The organism is Thermoanaerobacter kivui, from assembly GCF_000763575.1.
Taxonomy (GTDB): Bacteria; Bacillota; Thermoanaerobacteria; order Thermoanaerobacterales; family Thermoanaerobacteraceae; genus Thermoanaerobacter; species Thermoanaerobacter kivui.
The window spans coordinates 1,969,334-1,992,599 of the sequence record NZ_CP009170.1 but is presented as its reverse complement, the minus strand read 5'-3'; the positions used below and the strand labels follow the sequence as shown (position 1 = coordinate 1,992,599).

At 37.9% G+C, this 23,266-nt stretch carries 21 protein-coding genes, 1 tRNA gene and 2 other annotated features; all 22 genes read left to right on the top strand.

The window, feature by feature from the left end; all coding sequences use genetic code 11:
* Window positions 1-41 precede the first annotated feature (41 nt).
* The 22 genes from TKV_RS10175 to rpoC all read left to right on the top strand — a co-directional run bounded on the left by TKV_RS10175 (window position 42) and on the right by rpoC (window position 23,178).
* On the top strand, window positions 42-1,286 hold the full coding sequence (locus tag TKV_RS10175; RefSeq protein WP_049685837.1) for a lipase family alpha/beta hydrolase: 1,245 nt from the start codon (window positions 42-44) through the stop codon (window positions 1,284-1,286).
* Between the two features lies 1 nt (window position 1,287).
* Window positions 1,288-1,776, top strand: coding sequence for a 2-C-methyl-D-erythritol 2,4-cyclodiphosphate synthase (ispF, locus tag TKV_RS10170; protein ID WP_049685836.1), 489 nt, complete (start codon window positions 1,288-1,290; stop codon window positions 1,774-1,776).
* Between the two features lie 46 nt (window positions 1,777-1,822).
* A complete protein-coding gene (locus tag TKV_RS10165) occupies window positions 1,823-3,538 on the top strand; it encodes a proline--tRNA ligase (RefSeq protein ID WP_049685835.1) in 1,716 nt (571 codons plus the stop codon).
* 94 nt (window positions 3,539-3,632) lie between these two features.
* The gene (locus TKV_RS10160; protein ID WP_049685834.1) at window positions 3,633-3,872 is read left to right on the top strand and encodes a hypothetical protein; all 240 of its coding nucleotides are present in this window, start codon (window positions 3,633-3,635) and stop codon (window positions 3,870-3,872) included.
* Window positions 3,873-4,268: 396 nt separating this feature from the next.
* Complete coding sequence (gene gltX / locus TKV_RS10155; RefSeq protein ID WP_049685833.1) at window positions 4,269-5,726, top strand: glutamate--tRNA ligase; 1,458 nt, start codon at window positions 4,269-4,271, stop codon at window positions 5,724-5,726.
* Window positions 5,725-5,940: a binding site (T-box leader), on the top strand. It overlaps the preceding gene by 2 nt.
* A 33-nt stretch (window positions 5,941-5,973) precedes the next feature.
* On the top strand, window positions 5,974-6,639 hold the full coding sequence (gene cysE / locus TKV_RS10150) for a serine O-acetyltransferase (RefSeq protein WP_049685832.1): 666 nt from the start codon (window positions 5,974-5,976) through the stop codon (window positions 6,637-6,639).
* A complete protein-coding gene (cysS, locus tag TKV_RS10145) occupies window positions 6,626-8,026 on the top strand; it encodes a cysteine--tRNA ligase (protein WP_049685831.1) in 1,401 nt (466 codons plus the stop codon). Before cysE ends, cysS begins: the two co-directional genes overlap by 14 nt.
* Window positions 8,027-8,048: 22 nt before the next feature.
* Window positions 8,049-8,438 carry a Mini-ribonuclease 3 gene (locus TKV_RS10140; protein ID WP_049685830.1) on the top strand — a complete coding sequence of 130 codons (390 nt, stop codon included), beginning with the start codon at window positions 8,049-8,051 and terminating at the stop codon, window positions 8,436-8,438.
* Between the two features lie 10 nt (window positions 8,439-8,448).
* Window positions 8,449-9,186, top strand: coding sequence for a 23S rRNA (guanosine(2251)-2'-O)-methyltransferase RlmB (gene rlmB, locus TKV_RS10135; protein WP_049685829.1), 738 nt, complete (start codon window positions 8,449-8,451; stop codon window positions 9,184-9,186).
* An 11-nt stretch (window positions 9,187-9,197) separates the two neighbouring features.
* Window positions 9,198-9,698: an NYN domain-containing protein gene (locus TKV_RS10130; RefSeq protein ID WP_049685828.1), complete on the top strand. Its 501-nt coding sequence runs from the start codon at window positions 9,198-9,200 to the stop codon at window positions 9,696-9,698.
* Window positions 9,699-9,778: 80 nt separating this feature from the next.
* Window positions 9,779-10,423, top strand: coding sequence for an RNA polymerase sporulation sigma factor SigH (gene sigH / locus TKV_RS10125; protein WP_049685827.1), 645 nt, complete (start codon window positions 9,779-9,781; stop codon window positions 10,421-10,423).
* 60 nt (window positions 10,424-10,483) lie between these two features.
* Window positions 10,484-10,559, top strand: a tRNA-Thr gene (locus TKV_RS10120).
* A gap of 424 nt (window positions 10,560-10,983) precedes the next feature.
* Window positions 10,984-12,186 carry an elongation factor Tu gene (gene tuf / locus TKV_RS10115; protein ID WP_049685822.1) on the top strand — a complete coding sequence of 401 codons (1,203 nt, stop codon included), beginning with the start codon at window positions 10,984-10,986 and terminating at the stop codon, window positions 12,184-12,186.
* A gap of 185 nt (window positions 12,187-12,371) precedes the next feature.
* The gene (rpmG, locus tag TKV_RS10110) at window positions 12,372-12,521 is read left to right on the top strand and encodes a 50S ribosomal protein L33 (RefSeq protein ID WP_004402360.1); all 150 of its coding nucleotides are present in this window, start codon (window positions 12,372-12,374) and stop codon (window positions 12,519-12,521) included.
* A gap of 29 nt (window positions 12,522-12,550) precedes the next feature.
* Window positions 12,551-12,748, top strand: coding sequence for a preprotein translocase subunit SecE (gene secE, locus TKV_RS10105; protein ID WP_003870275.1), 198 nt, complete (start codon window positions 12,551-12,553; stop codon window positions 12,746-12,748).
* A gap of 32 nt (window positions 12,749-12,780) precedes the next feature.
* Window positions 12,781-13,305, top strand: a complete 525-nt coding sequence (nusG, locus tag TKV_RS10100) for a transcription termination/antitermination protein NusG (RefSeq protein WP_003868694.1) — start codon at window positions 12,781-12,783, stop codon at window positions 13,303-13,305.
* Window positions 13,306-13,351: 46 nt separating this feature from the next.
* Window positions 13,352-13,774, top strand: a complete 423-nt coding sequence (gene rplK / locus TKV_RS10095; RefSeq protein ID WP_003868695.1) for a 50S ribosomal protein L11 — start codon at window positions 13,352-13,354, stop codon at window positions 13,772-13,774.
* Between the two features lie 46 nt (window positions 13,775-13,820).
* Window positions 13,821-14,513, top strand: coding sequence for a 50S ribosomal protein L1 (rplA, locus tag TKV_RS10090; RefSeq protein ID WP_006569571.1), 693 nt, complete (start codon window positions 13,821-13,823; stop codon window positions 14,511-14,513).
* A 47-nt stretch (window positions 14,514-14,560) separates the two neighbouring features.
* Window positions 14,561-14,683, top strand: a sequence feature (ribosomal protein L10 leader region).
* Window positions 14,684-14,696: 13 nt separating this feature from the next.
* Entirely contained in the window at window positions 14,697-15,230 is a 534-nt protein-coding gene (gene rplJ / locus TKV_RS10085) for a 50S ribosomal protein L10 (protein WP_003868697.1), read from the top strand.
* Between the two features lie 37 nt (window positions 15,231-15,267).
* Window positions 15,268-15,645 (top strand): 50S ribosomal protein L7/L12, encoded by a 378-nt coding sequence (gene rplL, locus TKV_RS10080; protein ID WP_003870271.1) that lies wholly within the window; start codon window positions 15,268-15,270, stop codon window positions 15,643-15,645.
* Between the two features lie 226 nt (window positions 15,646-15,871).
* On the top strand, window positions 15,872-19,588 hold the full coding sequence (gene rpoB, locus TKV_RS10075; RefSeq protein ID WP_049685826.1) for a DNA-directed RNA polymerase subunit beta: 3,717 nt from the start codon (window positions 15,872-15,874) through the stop codon (window positions 19,586-19,588).
* A gap of 35 nt (window positions 19,589-19,623) precedes the next feature.
* Window positions 19,624-23,178: a DNA-directed RNA polymerase subunit beta' gene (rpoC, locus tag TKV_RS10070; protein WP_049685825.1), complete on the top strand. Its 3,555-nt coding sequence runs from the start codon at window positions 19,624-19,626 to the stop codon at window positions 23,176-23,178.
* Window positions 23,179-23,266 lie beyond the last annotated feature (88 nt).

Here is a 23,266-nt window from a genome sequence, read left to right as displayed (position 1 = left end):
TAGGATTTTATTTCCGTATTAAATTATATGAGGGTGATTCTATGAATAACCCGGTTGTGTTTGTTCATGGAATATTTGGTTCTGTTTTTACACCAACTCCTTTGGGAAAAATGTGGAGTTTTGGACCTGCTGCCTATGTATATAATCCCTTTATAGAAAACTTGAACAAGTTAGGTTTTGTCGAGGGAAAAAATTTGTTTGTATGCTATTATGAATGGTGGAAAAGTGTTCCTGATTCAATTGACACACTCAAATTGACAATTGAGCAAGCAAAGGCTAAAACTGGTAGTTCTAAAGTGGATTTGATATGCCACAGCATGGGAGGGCTTTTGGCAAGAAGTTATATCCAAAGTGACAAGTATCAGTTTGATGTAGATAAATTGATTTTTTTAGCTACACCTCACTTTGGGTCAGCAAATGCCTATTATGGTTGGGAAGGTGGAACTGTTCCACCTGATGATGAAGATTTTTTAAACATGCTGTTTAAAGGGTTTTTGTGGGTTTTTTCAAAAATTAAAGGGGATAAGGATGCGATAACTATCATTCGAAAATATATTCCTTCTATTAAAGACCTCATGCCCTCTAAAGAATACGGAAATTATCTTTTTATGTATCCTACCAGATATGATAAAATTGTGTTTAAAAATGTAGAATATATGAAGGTTATGAATGATTTTTTGAATCATCTAAACGAAGAGGTTCAAATTTTATACGACAGGATAAAAAATATATACGTTTTTTCGGGAGATGGCATATACACCAATAATTTTATACAAGTGGAGAATTCTTTAAGTGAAGTGGTATGGCCGGATGGAAAGCCGATAGGTGTCATAAGAGATAATAAAGGAGATGGGACCGTCCTTAAAAAGAGCGCATTGGGAGTAGAAGGCGAGAATTTTGTGCTTAAGACAGGACATATAGGAATCCTCAATGATTCTATACCAGATTTACAAAATATTTTAGGCGTAAGGGAAAAACCAGCTGTTTCAATTCTTGAGAAGATTGTGTCTTATCTAAGCATGATAACAGATAAAAAAATAGTAGTACTGGATAGAAGTAAAAACACTGTAAGCTATGACATATTTGGAAAATTGACTTGGCATTTAAATTTAAAGCCAGAAGGGCAGTATCGCATTTCTATAAGAGAACCCTTCCTTTCAGAAATATATATTGAAACAAATAAAAGTAGTTTTGCTAAAAAGATTAAACCCTCTCGCTTTGCAAGAAGTAGTGGTTTAACATTGGAAGTGGATAAAGAGGGGAACTTTAGAGTAAAGGATGGTTGACATGAGAGTTGGATTAGGATATGATGTTCACAAATTTCAAGAGGGAAGAAAACTTGTTTTAGGCGGTGTGGAGATTCCATATGTTAAAGGGCTTGCTGGCCATTCTGATGCAGATGCTTTGATACATGCCCTCATAGATGCTATTTTGGGAGCTGCGGGATTGGGGGACATAGGCGAACATTTTCCTGATATAGATATGGCTTATAAAGGCATTGAAAGTTCAGTTTTGCTTTCTAAAGTGTTAGATATGATAAAAGGCAAATTTGCTGTCAATAATATAGACTGCATTATTGTGGCCCAACAGCCTAAGCTGTCGCCCTATAAGGATAAAATTAAAAAAAGGTTAGCTGATTTGCTGAACATTGATGAAAAAAGAGTAAATGTAAAAGCGAAGACTGAAGAAGGATTAGGTTTTACCGGTAAAGAAGAGGGAATAAAAGCTTATGTAATTGTAAGTTTGAAAGAATTAAGTGTTGACATGGATAATTAGGTAAAATAAAATTTATTTAAAATTATCTATACTTAGGAGGATGGAGATGAGGTTATCGCAATTATTAGTTCCGACTTTAAGAGAAATCCCTGCCGAAGCTGAGATTCCCAGTCATATTCTCATGTTAAAGGCAGCTTTGATGAGAAAACTGGCTTCGGGGGTATATATTTATTTGCCATTGGGACAAAGGGTGTTAAAAAAGGTAGAGCAGATTGTAAGGGAAGAGATGGATAGAGCTGGTTCTCAAGAAGTGTTGATGTCTGCTCTTATTCCCGCGGAGCTTTTAAAAGAAAGTGGAAGATGGGATGTCTTTGGTCCAGAAATGTTTAAGCTTAAAGACAGAAATGAAAGAGATTTTTGTTTAGGTCCCACCCACGAAGAAGTTTTTACAGACCTTGTCAGGAATGAGATAAAGTCTTACAGGCAGTTGCCTATTATACTTTACCAGATACAGACTAAGTTCAGGGATGAAAGACGACCTCGTTTTGGTGTCATGAGAAGTAGAGAGTTTATAATGAAAGATGCCTATAGTTTTGATGTTGATTGGGAAGGCTTAGATGTGTCTTTTAATAAGATGTATGAGGCATATTGTAAAATATTTGACAGGTGCGGATTAAAATACATTGTGGTAGAAGCAGATTCAGGAGCTATGGGTGGCAAAGATTCTAAAGAATTCATGGTGACATCAAGTGTGGGTGAGGCAGTAATAGCTTATTGTGAAAATTGCGGATATGCGGCTAATGAAGAAAAAGCAGAATGCCTCATTAACCAAAGCGCAGAAAAAGAGATGTTACTTAAAGAAAAAGTGGAAACCCCTGAGGTACGCACAATTGAGGAATTGGTAAACTTTCTGGGCGTCACTTCTGACAGATTTGTAAAAACTCTCATATATAAAGCAAAAGATAAGGTTGTGGCAGCTTTGGTAAGAGGAAATAGGGATTTAAATGAGACAAAACTTCTCAACATTTTAGGAATAAGAGAAGAAGATTTGGAGTTGGCAGACGCTTCTCTTGTGGAAAAGGTCACTGGAGCCAAAGTGGGATTTGCAGGTCCTATAGGCTTAAAAGGAGAAGTCATGGTCATAGTGGATAATGAGATTCCACAGATGAGAAATTTCATAGTGGGAGCTAATGAAACGGATTATCACTTTATAAACGTAAATTACGGCAGAGATTTTAAAGGGGATATTGTAGCGGATATAAAAAGCGTGGTTGAAGGAGACAGGTGTCCAAAATGTGGGTCACCGCTTAAAATTGATAGAGGCATAGAAGTAGGACATATTTTTAAACTGGGGACAAAATACAGCGATGCATTAGGAGCTAAATATGTGGACGAAGAAGGAAATGAAAAGCCTATTGTAATGGGATGCTATGGCATAGGAATCAACAGGACAGTTGCAGCCATCATAGAACAACACCATGACGACAAAGGAATTATATGGCCTATGAGTGTGGCTCCTTACCACGTGATTGTGGTACCTGTAAATGTGGCTAATGAAGCGCAAAAACAGGTGTCAGAGGATATATATCAAGCACTTCAAAAAGAGGGAATAGAAGTTTTGATAGATGACAGAGATTTAAGAGCAGGTGTCAAATTTAACGATGCGGATTTATTAGGTATACCAATAAGGATTACTGTTGGCAAAAAGGTTGACGGTGATATAGTTGAAATTAAGCTGAGGGCAAAAGAAGAAGCAGAAGAGGTAAAAGTTTCTGAGGTAGTTGAAAGAGTTAAGAATATAATAAAAGAGGAGATGAAATAAGGGATTTCCTAAGGGAAGTCCCTTATTTTGCATAAAGAAAGTTTTTATGTGAAAGAATATTTGTCAAAAGATTGATAATGCAGGAGGGAATTTTATGAACATTTATGTAATGGGCATAAGTGTAGAAAAAAGAAGCGAATTTGGTCCAAAAGTGCAAGAAATTTTGACAAGGCACGGAGACCGTATAATTGCTAGGTTTGGAATACATGATGCGGAAAACGGCAGCGGGCTTATAACTTTAAATGTGAGAGGAGAAGAAAAATTTATGGAGGAATTGGCGGAGGAATTAAGTGCTATTCCTACAGTTACAGTCAAGTACATGAGTTTAAAATAAAGTTTTTTAAAGCTGACGTTTTGCGCTGCTTGCTCCGGTGACCTCACAGGCCAAACTAACGCTCGACCTCAGATTCCGGCGGGGTTCCTGGCCCATTCGGCCTCCTTGTCTCAGGGGCCATACCCCGGCATCCTTGCCTTCGGCCCCGCCTTCATCTTTCGGTCTCGCTAAGTTTCCCGGCACTCAAATAAACATGTTATATAATCACAAAGCAAAGTAATAGCAAGTTTATTAGAGTGCAGGGCAGTCAAGTCGCGCGCTTTGCGTCAAAACGTCACCTAATCTACAAAATTTTGATACACACAATTGTCATTTCATCTATTTAAAAAGCGCAAAATTTGTTATAATTAAATCTAGTACAGTAGCATTAACTAAAAAAAGGATGGAGTGACACACATGAGCAATTTGAGGGTTAGATTTGCTCCCAGTCCTACTGGCGCTATACACATAGGTAATATAAGAACTGCTCTTTTTAATTATCTTTTTTCACGTAGTGAAGGAGCTACTTTTGTGTTGAGGATTGAGGATACAGACCTTGAAAGGTCTTCCAAAGAGTTTGAAGAGTTGATTTTCAAAGAATTGGAGTGGTTAGGCATAGAATGGGACGAAGGGCCAGACAAACCAGGTCCCTATGGTCCTTATAGGCAAAGTGAAAGACTTGAAATTTATCATAAACTTGCCCAGAAACTTATTGAAGAAAAAAAGGCATATAGATGCTATTGCACTCCGGAGGAATTAGAAGAAGATAGAAGAAAGGCAGTAGAAAGAGGAGATATACCCCGCTATTCAGGAAGGTGCAGGTATCTTACAAAGGAACAAGAAGAGGCGTTTATTAGAGAGGGACGAAAGCCTGTTATAAGGTTTATCATTCCTGATGATGAAGTGATAGAATTCGAGGACATGATTAAAGGGAAAATCACGATAAAATCCGATACTTTAGGAGGAGATATGGTAATTGTCAAATCAGATGGCATGCCTACATACAATTTTGCGGTCGTAGTGGACGATGCCCTTATGAAGATTACCCATGTCATAAGAGGAGAAGACCATATATACAATACCCCTAAGCAGATATTGATTTACAAAGCTTTAGGTTTTGAAATTCCTAAGTTTGCCCATGCACCTTTAATATTGGGACCAGACAGGACTAAGCTTTCTAAAAGGCATGGCAATACTTATATAGGCCAGTACAGGGAGATAGGATATTTACCAGAAGCGATGTTTAATTTCCTCTCCCTTTTAAGCTGGTCCCCAGAAGACAATGTAGAGATTATGTCAAAGGAAGAAATTATCAAAAAATTTAATTTCAAAAGGATTCACAGTGCCAATCCTATCTTTGACATTGAGAAGCTTAACTGGATGAACCAACAATATATACAAAAAAGCCCTGTTGAAAGGATTGTAGATTTGGCTATTCCTCATTTAAAAAAGGCAGGATACATTGACGAAATAGACAATGTGATGTATAATTGGCTAAAGGGTGTAATATCTCTTTACAAAGATGGACTTCAATATGTAGCTCAAATAACAGAAAAAGCCAGAATGTTTTTCGTGGAAGAAGTAGAATACTCAGATAGAGCAATGGAAATATTAAATAATCCAAACAGTAAAACAGTGTTAGAGGCTCTTAAAAAAGCTATAGATGAAGTTAATGAATTGACAGAAGACTATGTGAAAGATTTGCTGAAAAAGTTACAGAAAGAAACAAATGTGAAGGGCAAAGAGTTTTTCATGCCTGTTAGAATAGCAATAACAGGAGAAGACCACGGACCTGAAATTGTAAAAATTATTCCTCTGTTGGGGAAACAGAAGGTTTTATATAGGCTTAATAAAGCGCTAAATTTAATAAATTAAAAAGGCGATGAGGAGAAGAGTATTATAGCATAAGCCTTCAGAGAAGAGCTACCATAGGCTGCGAGTAGCTCGAGGATATGTTATAAGAAGTGCGTCTCTAAGCTGTATCCCTGAACTTTGAGTAGGGGGTTACCGGCCTGTGCCGTTATCCAAAATGAGTGGAGTGTTAAACTCAAGCAGAGTGGAACCACGGGAGTCCCCCCTCGTCTCTGAGATGAGGGGGATAATTTTTTAGGGAGGTAGTAATATGTTTAAGACTCTCAAAGAAGACATAAGAGTTATTTTTGAAAGAGACCCTGCAGCTAAAAGTGTATTGGAGGTCATATTGTGTTACCCTGGGCTCCATGCCATAATATTGCACAGAATTGCCCATTATTTATATAAAAAAGGCTTGATTTTATTGCCAAGACTTATCTCTCAATTTAATAGGTTTATAACAGGTATTGAAATACACCCCGGAGCTAAAATAGGGAAAGGGTTCTTTATTGACCATGGTATGGGAGTTGTAATAGGTGAAACTACTGAGATTGGAGACAATGTCACTATCTATCAAGGAGTGACTTTAGGCGGAACAGGTAAAGAAAAGGGGAAAAGGCATCCTACTATAAAGGACAATGTTGTTATAGGCAGTGGTGCAAAAGTACTAGGTCCTATAGTAGTAGGCGAAAATTCAAAAATTGGGGCAGGAGCTGTTGTTTTAAAAGATGTACCACCTGGCAGCACTGTAGTAGGAGTGCCTGGGCGTTGTGTCAAAAGAAACAATGTGCGCATAGCTTCACCATATACTGTAGATTTGGAACACGGGAAGCTTCCTGACCCTATTGAAGAAGAATTAGAAAAGTTAAGAAAAAGAATTGAGAGATTAGAGCAAATTATAAGTGAAAAGGAGGAAGAGAAGGATGAAGCTGTATAATACTCTTTCACGGACAAAAGAGGATTTTGAACCTTTAAATGATAAAATAGTCAACATGTATGTATGCGGACCAACGGTTTACAATTACATTCACATAGGAAATGCTAGGGCTTTCATTGTGTTTGACACTGTAAGAAGGTATTTGGAGTACAAAGGATATAAGGTGAATTACGTTCAAAATTTTACTGATATTGACGATAAAATAATTAAAAGAGCACAGGAAGAAAACATCACTACAAAAGAAGTAGCGGAAAAGTATATAGAAGAGTATTTTAAAGATGCTGATAATTTAGGGATAAAGAGAGCCACAGTTCATCCCAAAGCTACAGAGCATATAGAAGACATAATTGAGTTTATAAAAATTCTCATTGATAAAGGATATGCCTATGTGGTAAATGGCAATGTTTATTTTGAAACGGCTAAATTTAAGGACTATGGCAAACTTTCTCACAAAAATATAGAAGAATTAGAGGCAGGAGCAAGGATAGAAGTAAATGAGGAAAAGAAAAACCCCATGGATTTTGTGCTGTGGAAAGCGCAAAAACCCGGTGAACCGGCTTGGGAGAGCCCGTGGGGTAAAGGCAGGCCTGGTTGGCATATAGAATGCTCTGTTATGTCTACAAAATATTTGGGGAAAACATTGGATATCCATGCAGGAGGTCCTGATTTGATTTTTCCTCATCACGAAAATGAAATTGCTCAAAGTGAAGCAGCCTATGGAGTTCCATTTTCTAAATATTGGATGCACATAGGATATCTGAATATAAACAATGAAAAAATGTCAAAATCAAAAGGCAATTTCTTTACAGTAAGAGATCTGACCGAAAAATACAATCCTGAAGTGTTAAGACTTTTTATGCTTATGGCTCATTACAGAAGCCCTATTAATTTTAGCTTAGACCTTATGGAGCAGGCAAATTCTGCTCATGAAAGGTTGACAAATGCTGTAAGTAATTTAAAACATCTACTTAATGTGTGCAAGGATAGGGAATTAAATGAACAAGAGAAACAGTTGATTGAAAAATTTGAGGAATATAAAAAGGAATTTGAAAGAGCGATGGATGACGATTTTAATACAGCAGATGCTATTTCAGTTTTATTTGAAATGGCAAAAACAGCTAATACAAATATTAGTGGAAATTCTTCAAAGAAATTGATAGAATATATTTTAGAAGTGTTTTTAAAGTCGTCAGAAATTCTCGGGCTTTTTTATAAAGGCACAGAAGTACAACTAAATGATGAAGAAATAATGGCTTTAATAGAGGAAAGGCAAAAAGCAAGGAAAGAAAAGAATTGGAAACTGGCTGACGAGATAAGAGATAAATTAAAAGAACGGGGAATAATACTAGAAGATACCCCAGAAGGAGTAAGGTGGAAAAAGGTTTGATGAAACATTTTGAAGATAAGGGATTTTTTACAAAAAGGGGGTTTTAAGTCTATCACCCCTCGTTTTGGCTTTTATAGGAGATAGCGTTTATGACCTTTATATTCGTACAATGACAGTTAACAAAAGCAATCGTCCAGTCCACTTTTTGAACAAAGAGACGGTCAAGTATGTTAAAGCCAAATCTCAAGCTAACGCCATAAAAAGAATTTACGATTTTCTCACTGAAGAAGAAAAAGACATTGTAAAAAGAGGAAGAAATGTAAAGTCTGCTACAATACCTAAAAACGCCGATGTACAAGATTACAGATATGCTACAGCTTTTGAGGCTTTAATTGGCTATTTGTATCTTACAAAAGATTTTAAAAGGTTAGAAGAGATACTCAAGCTTTCTGTACAATTCAATGAAGAATAAGGTGGGAATTATGGAAGAACAAAATATAATTTTTGGAAGAAATCCAGTGATAGAAGCTATAAGAGGCGGTAGAGAAATTGAAAAGATTTATGTTTCTAAAACTGCAGGTGGAAATATTTCAAAAATAATAAACCTTGCAAAAGAAAATGGTATTGTAGTTTCAACTACTGATAATGAAACGCTGGATAAACTCTCTAATTTTCAGAATCATCAAGGAGTTGTAGCTTTATGTGCTCTGTACAAATATTTTGACGTAGAAGACCTTTTAGAATATGCTGAGCAAAAGGGAGAGAAGCCTTTTTTAGTAATACTTGATGGCATAACAGACCCCCATAATTTAGGTGCGATCATAAGGAGTGCAGAAGCTTTTGGAGTTCACGGGATCATAATTCCCAAAAGACGAGCTGTTGGCGTTAATGCTACTGTGGTGAAAACTTCAGCAGGAGCAGTTGAGTACGTAAAAATTGCAAAGGTATCTAATATAAATAAAACTATAAAAAAACTTAAGGAAAAAGGATTGTGGATTGTTGGCACAGAAGCAAATGCAGAGAAAAGTTTTGGAGATTTAGATTATGATATTCCCCTTGCGCTTGTCATTGGAAGTGAAGGAGAAGGGATTTCCAAATTAATTTTACAAAACTGCGATTTTGTAGTTAAAATTCCTATGTGGGGGCATATAAATTCTCTCAATGCCTCTGTTGCAGCTTCTCTGATGATTTATCAAATTGTATCAAAAAGAATTAAGTAAGGCGTGATTAGATGTACATGCTTGTAGATGGTTACAATGTCATAAACAACTGGCAGGTCCTTAAAGAGGAAGCACAAAAAAGCTTGGAAGATGCAAGAAGTAAATTGATTGATATGCTGGCTGACTTTAAGGGGTATTCAGGTATAAACATAATATTGGTTTTTGATGCTATGTATGTAAAGGGAAGTTTAGAAAAACACGAAGAAATTAATGGGATTGAGGTAGTTTATACAAAAGAAGGAGAATCGGCGGATTATTTTATAGAGTCAAAAGTAGTGGAATTGTCTAAAAAGGAACAGGTGGTTGTGGTGAGTTCCGATTGGACTATTCAACAGGTGGTTTTAGCCCATGGTGCAATAAGGATGTCTGCCAGAGAGCTTTATGAAGAAATGAATAAATATATTGAAAGTCACAAGAAAAGTTATGTGAATAATATTTATAAAGACAATTTGGAATCTCGCCTTGATGATGAAATCGTAAAAAAGTTGCGCAAAATGTCAGAAAGCAGCTAAAATTAGCTTGACTACTTTTACCAATGTAATGTATAATTATAACGTATAAAGTTGCCTGAATATTAAATGGGGCGGTATTGGTGAAATCTGGGACGCAGCAGGACTACTATGAACCATACGACCACATGCAGGAGGAAGAAATTGTTTTTAAAGCTCAAAAGGGGGATGAGGCTGCCTTAGAGTATCTTATCGATAGGTATAAGAGCTTTGTAAAAACTAAAGCACGAGCGTATTTTTTAGTCGGCGCAGACAGAGAGGACATTGTGCAAGAAGGAATGATAGGGCTTTATAAGGCAATTCGCGATTACAAAAGTGATAAGCTCACCTCTTTTAAGGCTTTTGCGGAATTATGCATAACTCGTCAAATTATCACCGCTATCAAAACTGCCACAAGGCAAAAACACATACCTTTGAATTCTTATGTTTCCCTCAATAAGCCGATCTTTGATGAAGAGTCTGACAGAACGCTTATGGATATTGTCTCCAATGAATGTATTTCTGACCCTGAAGAATTAATAATAAGCAAAGAGGAATACGTTAATATTGAGAGCAAAATGGAAGAGTTGTTAAGTGGCTTAGAGTGGGAAGTTTTGGTATCATATTTAGATGGTAAATCATATCAAGAAATCGCTGAAGATTTAAGCAGACATGTGAAATCCATAGATAATGCTCTGCAAAGGGTCAAAAGAAAATTAGAAAGATATCTTGAAATGAGGAACAGCTAACTATTGACATTTAGAAAACTTTATAGTAAAATCAAAAATCGGAGTTGTGATACTCCTTTTGCCCACGTAGCTCAGTAGGCAGAGCGTCGCCTTGGTAAGGCGGAGGTCACCGGTTCGATCCCGGTCGCGGGCTCCAATTTTCTTGTTGATGTTTTTTTTTATCATAGAGGGTAGAGGATATGTTGCTTGCTTAAGTACATAGCGCAAAATGTATAAAATGTCGCTTTTGCGACATGTCAGACTGTAGACAAACTCATTATGATATGTTGGCATTTTGCATAAGTGAGTGACTTAACAGAGCAGTAACTAAACTTAGCGAGACCGAGAGGCGAAAGGGGGGCCGAAGCCAAGGATGGCGGAGGCGGGCACCTGAGGCACGGAGCCGAATGTGCCCGGAACCCCGCTTGAGCCCGAGGTCGAGCGATAGTTTAGTCTGCGATGTTACTGGAACGAACGATGCAAAATGCCAACAAATAGAACTTTGTCAACAGATTAAAATGTCGCTTTTGCGACATGGTTTAAGAAACACCAGGATAAGTTTATTGTAAAGGAGGATAAAGATGGCGAAGCAAAAATTTGAGAGGAAGAAACCCCATGTAAACATAGGGACGATAGGGCACGTAGACCATGGGAAGACGACATTGACATCAGCGATAACGATGGTATTATCAAAGATAGGATTGGCAGAAGCGAAGGGATATGATGAAATAGACAAAGCGCCAGAGGAGAAGGCAAGAGGAATAACAATAAACACGACCCACGTAGAATATGAGACAGAGAAGAGGCACTATGCGCACGTAGACTGTCCAGGGCACGCAGACTACGTAAAGAACATGATAACAGGGGCAGCACAGATGGATGGAGCAATACTTGTAGTATCAGCGGCAGACGGTCCAATGCCACAGACGAGGGAGCACATACTATTAGCGAGGCAGGTAGGAGTGCCATATATAGTAGTATTTTTAAACAAAGCGGACATGGTAGACGACGAGGAGTTAATAGAATTAGTAGAGATGGAAGTAAGGGAATTGTTGAACGAATATGATTTTCCAGGAGATGACACACCGATAGTAGTAGGGTCAGCATTAAAGGCATTAGAATGCGGATGTGGCAAGAGAGAATGTCAATGGTGCGGCAAGATATGGGAGTTAATGGATGAAGTAGACAATTATATACCGACACCAGAGAGGGATATAGACAAACCGTTCTTAATGCCAGTAGAGGATGTATTTACGATAACAGGAAGAGGGACAGTAGCGACAGGTAGAGTAGAGAGAGGGAAGATAAAGGTAGGAGACGAAGTAGAGATAATAGGACTTACAACGGAGTTAAGGAAGACAGTAGTGACAGGTGTAGAGATGTTCAGGAAGACGATGGACGAAGCGCAAGCGGGAGACAACATAGGAGTGTTATTAAGAGGAATACAGAGGGACGAAGTAGAGAGAGGGCAAGTATTGGCGAAGCCAGGGACGATAAAGCCGCACACCAAGTTTGAGGCACAGGTGTACGTATTGACGAAGGAAGAAGGAGGAAGGCACACACCATTTTTTGACGGATACAGGCCACAATTTTACTTCAGGACGACAGACGTGACAGGGGTAATACACCTGCCAGAGGGAGTAGAGATGGTAATGCCAGGGGACCATGTAACGATAAAAGTAGAGTTAATAACACCGATAGCGATGGAGGAAGGTTTGAAGTTTGCTATAAGAGAAGGCGGCCGTACAGTAGGTGCTGGCGTTGTGTCAGCAATTGAAGAGTAAAAAAGAAGCCGGGTTCAAACCTGGCTTCTTTTGAGTTAAATCAATGCTTTAGCAAACTGTGCAAAATGTCAACTAATGAGCTACCTACAAATCTTTGACACAGACTTTTTGTTTTTGGTGATTGACAAGAAGTTATATTTATGATAAATTTGACTAAGCAGTCGAATCACCGGGAGGTGTAATAATTGAGAGTAAAAATTACATTGGCATGTACTGAGTGTAAGAATAGAAACTATCATACAACAAAAAATAAGAAGAATGACCCTGATAGGTTAGAATTAATGAAATACTGCAAATTCTGCAAAAAGCATACCTTGCATAGAGAGACTAAGTAGTTTTTAAAACTTTAAGAGGATGTGAGGAAATGGCCGGTGAAGGAAGAAAAATTGTCAAGTTTTTCAAAGATGTAAGGGCAGAAATGAAAAAGGTGACATGGCCAAGCAGAGAAACTATGATAACTTATACGGAAATTGTATTAATAGTAGTAGCTCTTTTTACAGTATTCATTTTTTTGATTGACTCAGTTTTTAGTTATCTATTAAAGCTCATTATTAAAGTTTAAAGGAGGTTGGGGCGAGTCCCCAGAGGTTGACTATGCCAGAAAAAGAAAATGCAAAGTGGTATGTGGTTCATACCTATTCTGGATATGAAAACAAAGTTAAGGCTAATTTAGAGAAAATTGTAGAGAATAGGAATTTGCAGCATTTAATTCACCAAATCATCGTACCTACGGAAAAAGTTGTTGAGATTAAAGACGGTAAAAAGAAAACTGTCGAGAGAAAGATTTTCCCGGGTTACGTTTTGGTGAAAATGGTTATGACAGATGATACTTGGTACGTTGTGCGAAATACCAGGGGTGTTACAGGATTTGTAGGCCCTGGATCTAAACCTGTACCATTAACTGAAGCGGAAGTTAGAGCTTTAGGTATAAAAGAGATTCCAACTGCAGTTGACCTTAATGTAAAAGATACTGTCAGGGTTATTTCTGGGCCTTTTGAGAATTTTATTGGAGTAGTTCAAGAGATTTATCCAGAAAGACAAAAGGCGAAAGTTTTAATTTCCATGTTTGGGAGAGAGACACCGGTTGAATTTGACCTTGTACAACTTCAAAAAATATAAAAGTAGAAACTCATAAGCTATTTTAATTTGGTAAGGAGGTGTAATCATGGCAAAGAAAGTGGCAGCAGTTGTAAAAATACAGTTGCCAGCGGGAAAAGCTACTCCTGCGCCACCAGTAGGTACTGCTTTAGGACCTCACGGTGTTAATATAATGGCTTTTTGTAAAGAGTTCAATGAAAGGACAGCCAAAGACGCAGGGCTAATAATTCCTGTTGTTATTACAATATATGCAGACAGGTCATTTAGTTTTATAACTAAAACTCCACCAGCAGCTGTGCTACTCAAAAAGGCAGCTGGAATAGAGTCAGGTTCTCCGCAACCTAACAAACAAAAAGTAGGAAAAATTACAAGGGAGCAGCTTAGAGAAATTGCTGAAATCAAGATGAAAGACTTAAATGCTTCTGATATAGAGGCTGCTATGCGGATGATAGCAGGTACTGCAAGAAGCATGGGTATAGAGATTGTATAAAAATAAGTGGGAGGAAAGTCCGATAATACCACAAGGAGGTTAGAAAATGAAACGTGGGAAAAAATATTTAGAGAGCTTAAAGTTATATGACAAAACACAGCAGTATTCCAGTGATGAAGCAATAGATATTGTTTTGAAAACTGCAAAGGCAAATTTTGACGAAACAATTGATTTAGCTGTAAGACTAGGTGTTGACCCAAGACATGCTGACCAACAGGTAAGAGGTACAGTAGTGCTTCCTCACGGAACAGGAAAAAGTGTGAAAGTATTAGTTTTTGCAAAAGGGGAAAAAGCTAAAGAAGCAGAAGCAGCAGGCGCTGATTATGTGGGAGCAGAAGAATTAGTTGCAAAAATTCAAAATGAAAATTGGTTTGATTATGATGTTGTAGTTGCAACTCCTGATATGATGGCAGCTGTAGGGAGATTAGGTAAAATATTAGGTCCAAAAGGATTAATGCCAAACCCTAAATCAGGTACTGTGACTTTTGATTTAGAAAAAGCTATTAAAGAAATTAAAGCTGGTAAGATTGAGTACAGGGTGGATAAAGCAGGTATAATTCACGTTCCTATAGGGAAAAAATCCTTTGGGAAAGAGAAGTTATTAGAAAACTTCAGAGCAGTTATGGATGCTATAATCAAGTCCAAACCAGCAGCCGCAAAAGGACAATACATCAAAAGTGTAGTGTTATCTTCTACAATGGGACCAGGTGTGAAGGTTAATCCTTTAAAGATTTTTTAATAAAAGTTGTTGACAGACAAAAAGATGTAAGGTATAATAAGTGACGTTGAAATTGAATAAAAAGACCGTAGACAGTGGGTGTGCTTTTGCACGTAAATCCCACCGAGGTTTTTAGAAATAAATTCCCAAAAGGGATCCTCGTGTCTACGGGATCCTTTTTAAATTTTTTAAGGAGGTGGGAAGGTGGGCACAGCAAAAGAGAAAAAGCAACAAATCGTAGCAGAGTTTAAAGACAAATTGTCACGAGCACAAACAGTGATTTTTTCAAACTTTAGTGGCTTGACTGTAGAAGATGATACTATATTAAGACGCAAATTTAGAGAAGCTAATTCTGAGTACAAAGTCTACAAAAATACTTTAATGACTATTGCAGCTAAGGAACTAGGCTATGGAGATGATTTAATTAAATATTTTGAAGGGCCAACTTCTGTAGCTTTTGGATACGATGACCCTGTTGCGCCTGCTAAAGTTCTTGTGGAATTTATGAAAGATCACAAGGGAATTGAGTTAAAAGCAGGTCTTGTAAATGGGAAGTTAGTGACAGTTGAAGAAATTAAGGCTTTGGCAGAGCTTCCTTCAAGGGAAGAGCTTGTGGCGAAAGCTTTGGGCAGCATGAAAGCTCCTATTACAAATCTCGTTTTTGTGCTGTCTGGTACATTGAGAAGTTTGTTATATGCTTTGAATGCAGTGAAAGAGAAAAAGCAAGCTGAAGCTTGAAAACAAAAATAAAAATTTTAAGATGGAGGTAGAGAAAATGAACAAAGAGGAAATTTTGGAAGCCATAAAAAATATGACAGTTCTAGAATTAGCTGAATTGGTAAAAGCTTTAGAGGAGGAATTTGGCGTATCTGCGGCAGCTCCTGTAGCAGTTGCAGCAGCTCCAGCAGCTGGAGCACCAGCAGCAGCACCAGCTGAAGAAAAAACAGAATTTGATGTTATTTTACAAGAAGTAGGTAGCGACAAGATAAAAGTTATCAAGGTTGTGAGAGAAGTAACAGGCTTAGGACTAAAAGAAGCAAAAGATTTAGTAGAAAGTGCTCCAAAGCCAGTTAAAGAAGGAGTAAGCAAAGACGAAGCAAATCAAATCAAAGCAAAATTCGAAGAAGTTGGTGCAAAAGTAGAAATAAAATAAGGGCAAAAATTTTGCCCTTATTTTTTTATGGGGAATTGTTGACATAAATCTTCACTTGTGCTATTATAATAAATTGCATTAATAGTGGCCTTTTTTATTTGTTAATATATGTATATGTATAAGAGGACGACTGTTGGTGAATAATAATGGTAAAATAGGGTTCTTTTGTGCGCAATCCAAAAGTTGAAAACTTTTGGTAATTTACATTTTTTAAGGGGTGAAATGGATGATACGTCCTGTACAAGTGGGCAACAAGACAAGAATGAGCTTTGCCAAGATCGACGAAGTATTAGAAATGCCCGACCTTATTGAAGTTCAAAAGAAGTCCTACAAATGGTTTTTAGAGGAGGGATTGAGAGAAGTCTTTAGAGAAATTTCCCCAATAGAGAGCTTTACGGGGAATTTGGCATTAGAATTTGTCGATTACAGATTAGAAAACAACCCCAAATATTCTGTAGAAGAATGCAAAGACAGAGACACTACATATGCTGTACCGATGAAAGTCAAAGTACGCCTTACCAACAGGGAAACAGGGGAAATCAAAGAATCTGAAGTTTTCATGGGAGATTTCCCTTTAATGACGGAAAAGGGTACTTTTATTATAAATGGTGCAGAGCGTCTAATTGTCAGCCAGTTAGTCAGGTCTCCAGGGGTGTATTATGAACAGCAATTTGATAAGTTTGGGAAAAAGCTGATTTTTGCTACTGTCATTCCAAATAGGGGAGCATGGTTGGAATACGAAGAAGACTCTAATGATATATTTTATGTAAGAATTGATAGAACCAGAAAAGTCCCAATAACTGTGTTGTTAAGGGCATTAGGCTATAGCACTGACGTTCAAATACTTGAACTTTTAGGTGAAGAAGAAAAAATCAAAACTACTTTAGATAAAGACACGACTAAATCTGAAGAAGAAGCCCTTATAGAAATTTATAAAAGGTTAAGACCGGGAGAACCCCCTACTGTTGAAAGTGCGAGAAATCTTCTTTATGCGCTATTCTTTGACCCCAAAAGATATGATTTAGCAAAGGTAGGACGCTATAAGTTTAACAAAAAGCTTGCTCTAAAAGCGAGAATTGCAAATTTAAAAAGCGCGAAAAAAATTGTCAATCCTGTTACGGGCGAAGTTTTAGTAGAAGAAGGAGAAAAGATTTCCAAAGAAAAAGCAGAAGAAATTCAAAATTGCGGAATAAATGAAGTAGAGGTTTTGGTAGAAGGAAAAGTAGTAAAAGTAATAGGAAATAATACTGTTGATATAAATAAATATCCTATGCCTTATGACGTTTCCAGTTTGAACATTAAGGAAAAAGTAAATTTAAATGTGTTGAAAGAGATTCTCAATAACTTCTCTGACGAGGAAGCTATCATAAATGAGATTAAAAACAGAATGGATGAACTCATACCTAAGCATATCACCAAAGATGACATAATAGCTAGTATAAACTACAACTTGAATTTATCCCATGGTATAGGTTCAGTTGATGATATAGACCATTTAGGTAATAGAAGATTAAGGTCTGTAGGGGAACTATTGCAAAATCAATTTAGAATTGGTCTTGCGAGATTAGAACGAGTAGTTAAAGAAAGAATGACAATTCAAGATGTCAATGAAATAACACCTCAAAACCTGATAAATATTCGCCCTGTGGTTGCGGCAATTAAAGAGTTTTTTGGCAGTTCACAACTTTCACAATTTATGGACCAGACAAATCCTTTAGCAGAACTTACTCACAAAAGAAGAGTCAGCGCATTAGGTCCTGGTGGACTAAGCAGAGAAAGAGCAGGTTTTGAAGTAAGAGACGTTCACTATTCTCACTACGGCAGAATTTGCCCGATTGAGACTCCTGAAGGACCAAACATTGGTCTTATTGGCTCTTTGACAACTTATGCGAGAGTGAATGAGTATGGGTTTATTGAGGCTCCATATAGAAAAGTTGATAAGACGACAGGAAAGGTAACAGATGAAATTGTCTATATGACAGCAGATGCGGAAGATGAGTATATAATTGCACAGGCTAACGAGCCATTGGATGAAAACAATAGATTTGTCAATGAAAAAGTTGTATGTCGATTAAAAGAGGAAATAATAGCTGTTCCGCCTACTGAAGTAGACTTCATGGACGTTTCACCGAAGCAGATTGTGTCGGTTGCCACTGCAATGATACCTTTTTTGGAGAATGACGATGCTAATAGGGCTTTGATGGGGTCTAACATGCAAAGGCAGGCAGTTCCGCTGATAAAGCCAGAAGCGCCTATTATAGCAACGGGTATAGAGTATAAAGCTGCAAGAGATTCAGGAGTAGTTGTCATTGCTAAAAACGACGGAATAGTGGAAAAAGTTACTGCTGATAAAGTTGTGATAAGAACAAAAGATGGAAGACGTGATGAATACAATTTATTGAAGTTTAAAAGGTCAAACCAGGGTACTTGCATAAATCAAAGGCCCATTGTGAATGAAGGAGATGAGGTAAAGAAAGGACAAGTAATATGTGACGGACCTTCCACTGACCAAGGTGAAATTGCCCTTGGGAGAAATGTTTTGGTAGGATTTATGCCTTGGGAAGGTTATAACTACGAGGACGCTATTTTAATAAGTGAGGAATTAGTAAGAGACGACTCATTAACCTCTATTCACATTGAAGAGTACGATGCAGAAGCGAGAGATACAAAACTAGGACCCGAAGAGATAACAAGAGAAATTCCAAATGTGGGGGAAGACGCTTTAAAGGATTTGGATGAGCGCGGGATAATAAGAATAGGTGCAGAGGTTACAGCTGGAGACATATTAGTAGGTAAAGTAACGCCAAAAGGGGAAACAGAGCTTACAGCAGAAGAAAGACTTTTAAGAGCGATATTTGGTGAAAAAGCTAGAGAAGTAAGGGATACATCTTTACGCGTTCCTCACGGTGAATCAGGTATTGTAGTGGATGTCAAAGTTTACTCTAGAGAAAATGGAGATGAATTGCCACCCGGTGTCAACCAGATGGTGAGGGTATTTGTTGCCCAAAAGAGGAAAATTTCTGTCGGCGATAAGATGGCGGGAAGACACGGTAACAAGGGTGTTATTTCGAGAATACTTCCTGTTGAAGATATGCCATTTTTGCCGGATGGTACACCTCTTCAGATATGTTTAAACCCATTAGGCGTTCCTTCCCGTATGAATATAGGTCAGGTTTTGGAAGTTCACTTAGGTCTTGCTGCAAAAGCACTTGGATGGCATATTGCTACTCCTGTTTTTGATGGAGCCACAGAAGAAGATATACAGGAGCTTTTAGCTAAATCCGGTTTTTCACCAGATGGGAAAGTGCAACTATACGATGGAAGGACAGGAGAGCCCTTTGATAACAAGGTTACAGTAGGTTACATGTACATGTTGAAATTGCATCACCTTGTCGATGATAAGATGCACGCAAGGTCTACAGGACCTTATTCTCTGGTTACTCAGCAGCCGTTGGGCGGAAAAGCACAATTTGGCGGTCAGAGATTTGGTGAAATGGAAGTGTGGGCACTGGAAGCTTATGGTGCAGCTCATACTTTGCAAGAGATTTTAACAGTAAAATCAGACGACGTCTCTGGTCGTGTCAAAACCTATGAGGCTATAGTAAAAGGCGAAAACATACCTGAACCGGGTATACCAGAGTCCTTTAAGGTGTTGGTAAAAGAGCTACAGAGCTTATGTCTTGACGTGAAAGTTATTACAGAAGACAATCAAGAGATTGCCTTAAAAGAATTTGAAGATGAAGATGACTCCGATGTGCCAGAGGCTACTCTTAATATCAATATAGAAGGAAGAGAAGATGCACCGCCAGAAGAAGTTTATGAAGAAGGCTATGAAGAAGGATACGAAGAAAGTGAAGAACTTCCAGAAGACATCGATTTTGAGCCGGACAGCTTTGAGATAGAAAATGATGACTTAATGTTTGATGATGACTTTGATGTCTAAAAATCAAAATTTATTAATGAAAGGAGCGACACTCCTTGTTTGAGTTGAAAAACTTTGAAGCTATTAAGATCGGTTTGGCATCACCTGAAAAAATAAGAGAATGGTCAAGGGGGGAAGTAAAAAAGCCTGAAACTATAAACTACAGGACGTTAAAACCAGAAAAAGATGGGCTTTTCTGTGAGCGAATTTTTGGACCTACAAAAGACTGGGAATGCCACTGTGGTAAGTATAAAAGAGTTAGATACAAAGGTGTTGTCTGTGATAGGTGCGGTGTTGAGGTTACACGTTCTAAAGTTAGAAGAGAAAGAATGGGGCATATTGAACTTGCTGCCCCAGTTTCCCATATATGGTATTTTAAAGGTATACCCAGCCGCATGGGACTCCTTCTCGACATGTCTCCAAGAGCTTTAGAAAAAGTTTTATACTTTGCTTCCTATGTAGTAATTGACCCAGGTGACACTCCTCTTACCAAAAAGCAGTTATTGTCAGAGAAAGAGTACAGAGAATATTTGGACAAATATGGTAATAGGTTTAGAGCAGGAATGGGAGCAGAAGCTATAAAAGAGTTGTTGCAAGAGATTGACCTTGAAAAATTGAGCAAAGAACTGAAAGCGGAGATAAGAGAATCTACAGGCCAAAAAAGGGTAAGGGCTATAAGAAGATTAGAAGTAGTGCAGGCTTTTATAGATTCGGGTAACAGACCGGAGTGGATGATTTTAGAGGTTATTCCTGTTATACCACCTGATTTAAGGCCTATGGTGCAGTTGGATGGCGGACGCTTTGCTACTTCAGACCTCAATGACTTATATAGAAGAGTTATAAACAGAAACAATAGATTAAAAAGGCTTTTAGACCTCGGTGCTCCTGACATCATAGTTAGAAATGAGAAGAGAATGCTTCAAGAAGCAGTAGACGCTTTAATAGATAATGGAAGAAGAGGAAGACCTGTCACAGGGCCAGGCAACAGACCTTTAAAGTCTCTTTCAGACATGCTAAAAGGTAAACAGGGAAGATTCCGTCAAAATCTTTTGGGTAAAAGGGTAGACTATTCAGGTCGTTCTGTTATAGTTGTAGGACCTGAACTCAAAGTTTATCAGTGTGGTTTGCCAAAAGAAATGGCATTAGAGCTTTTTAAGCCTTTTGTGATGAAAAAATTAGTTGATGAAGGTTTGGCACAGCACATAAAAAGCGCTAAGAGAATGGTTGAAAAAGTAAAGCCTGAAGTGTGGGATGTATTGGAGGAAGTTATAAAAGAACATCCTGTTCTTTTAAATAGAGCTCCGACACTTCACAGACTCGGTATCCAAGCTTTTGAACCAGTGCTGGTAGAAGGAAGAGCTATAAAGCTTCATCCTCTTGTGTGTACGGCTTATAACGCAGACTTTGACGGTGACCAGATGGCTGTTCACATACCGCTGTCAGTGGAAGCTCAAGCCGAAGCAAGGTTTTTAATGTTGGCAGCAAACAACATATTAAAGCCGCAAGATGGAAAACCTGTCATGACACCTACGCAAGACATGGTTTTGGGATGTTATTATTTAACTGCAGATGAGGATGGGGTATTGGGTGAAGGTAAATATTTCTCCAGCCCAGAAGAAGCTATTATGGCATACCAATTAGGATATATTCACATCCACGCAAAAATAAAAGTAAAAATGACAAGAGAAATTGACGGGGTGAAAAGGTCGAAGATAATTGAGACGACGGTCGGTAAAATCATTTTTAACGAGGCTATACCTCAAAATTTGGGCTATGTCGACAGGACAAACCCAGAAACCGCTTTTGACCTTGAAGTCAATGATTTAGTCGATAAATCTAAATTGGGAAAAATTCTTGATAGAGTCTATAGATTACACGGACCTACAAAGACAGCAGAAACTCTTGATAAAATTAAAGAATTAGGATTTAGATATTCTACAAAAGCAGCTATTACAGTAAGCGTATCTGACATGGTAATACCTAAAGAAAAGGAACAGCTGCTAAAAGAAGCAGATGAAATGGTAAGTAAAATTGAAAGCCAATTCAGACGCGGTCTCATATCTGAAGAAGAGAGATATGAAAGCGTCATAAGGACATGGAATATGACTACAGAAAAAGTAACAGAGGCTCTTATGGCAAGCCTTGATAAGTTCAACCCGATATTTATGATGGCTCACTCTGGAGCAAGAGGAAGCAAAAATCAGATAAGGCAACTGGCAGGAATGAGAGGCCTCATGGCAGACCCTTCAGGAAGAATTATAGAGCTGCCTATAAGGTCTAACTTTAGAGAAGGTCTCAATGTTTTGGAATTCTTCATATCTACTCACGGTGCAAGAAAAGGTCTTGCAGATACAGCTTTAAGAACTGCCGACTCTGGTTATTTGACCAGAAGGCTTGTAGATGTTAGCCAAGACGTGATAGTTAGAGAGGATGATTGTGGCACTGATGAAGGCATTTATGTAGAAGAAATAAGAGAAGGAAACGAAGTCATTGAAAAATTGGTAGACAGAATAATTGGAAGAGTTGCAGCAGAGGATATAGTAGACAGCGAAGGCAATATAATTGTTAGAAGGAATGAGATGATAAATGAAGAAGAGGCTGAAAGAATTGAAAAAGCAGGTATTACAAGAGTTAAAATAAGGTCACTTTTGACATGTAGGTCTAGACACGGCGTATGCAGAATGTGCTATGGAAGAAACCTTGCAACTGGTGAACCAGTTGATATAGGTGAAGCGGTAGGTATTATCGCAGCCCAGGCAATAGGAGAACCTGGTACACAGCTTACCATGAGAACTTTCCACACTGGTGGTGTAGCTGGTGCAGATATCACTCAAGGTCTTCCAAGAGTGGAGGAACTTTTTGAGGCGAGAAAACCAAAAGGACTTGCTGTAATATCTGAAATTTCTGGTGTTGTTAAAATCAATGAATCCAAAAAAAGGCGTGAGGTCATCGTTACAGACGAAGAAAATAATATTTCCAAAACATACCTTATTCCGTATGGTTCCAGGCTTAAAGTTCATGACGGTCAAGTGATACAGGCAGGAGATGAACTGACAGAAGGGTCTGTAAATCCTCATGACCTTTTGAAAATAAAGGGTATATTTGCTGTACAAACTTATTTGCTACAAGAGGTCCAAAAAGTTTACAGATTACAAGGTGTTGAAATAAATGATAAGCATATTGAAGTAATAATAAGACAAATGATGAGAAAAGTAAAAGTAGAAGACCCAGGAGATACTTCAATGCTTCCTGGAGAGCTTATAGATATGTTTAAATTCGAAGATGAAAACAAAAAAGCAATTGAAAAAGGATTAAGACCCGCTACTGGAAGAAGAGCTCTTTTGGGAATTACAAAGGCGGCTTTGGCAACAGATTCTTTCTTATCAGCTGCTTCTTTCCAAGAGACGACAAGAGTGCTTACAGATGCGGCTATAAAAGGTAAAGTAGACCCGCTCTTAGGATTAAAAGAAAATGTGATAATAGGTAAACTAATTCCTGCTGGAACAGGTTTGTCACGCTATAGAAATATTTCTGTTGTAAAAAAAGTGAATGACCAACAGGAAAGACAAGATAAAGAAAAAGAAGAAACAGAAGTAAAGGCAAGCAACTAAAGATTGAAACGAAATTCTACTGTTGACAGCTAAACTGCTTAATGATAAAATTATTAAGTGTGTTAAAAACCGCTGTCCTGATGGGAGG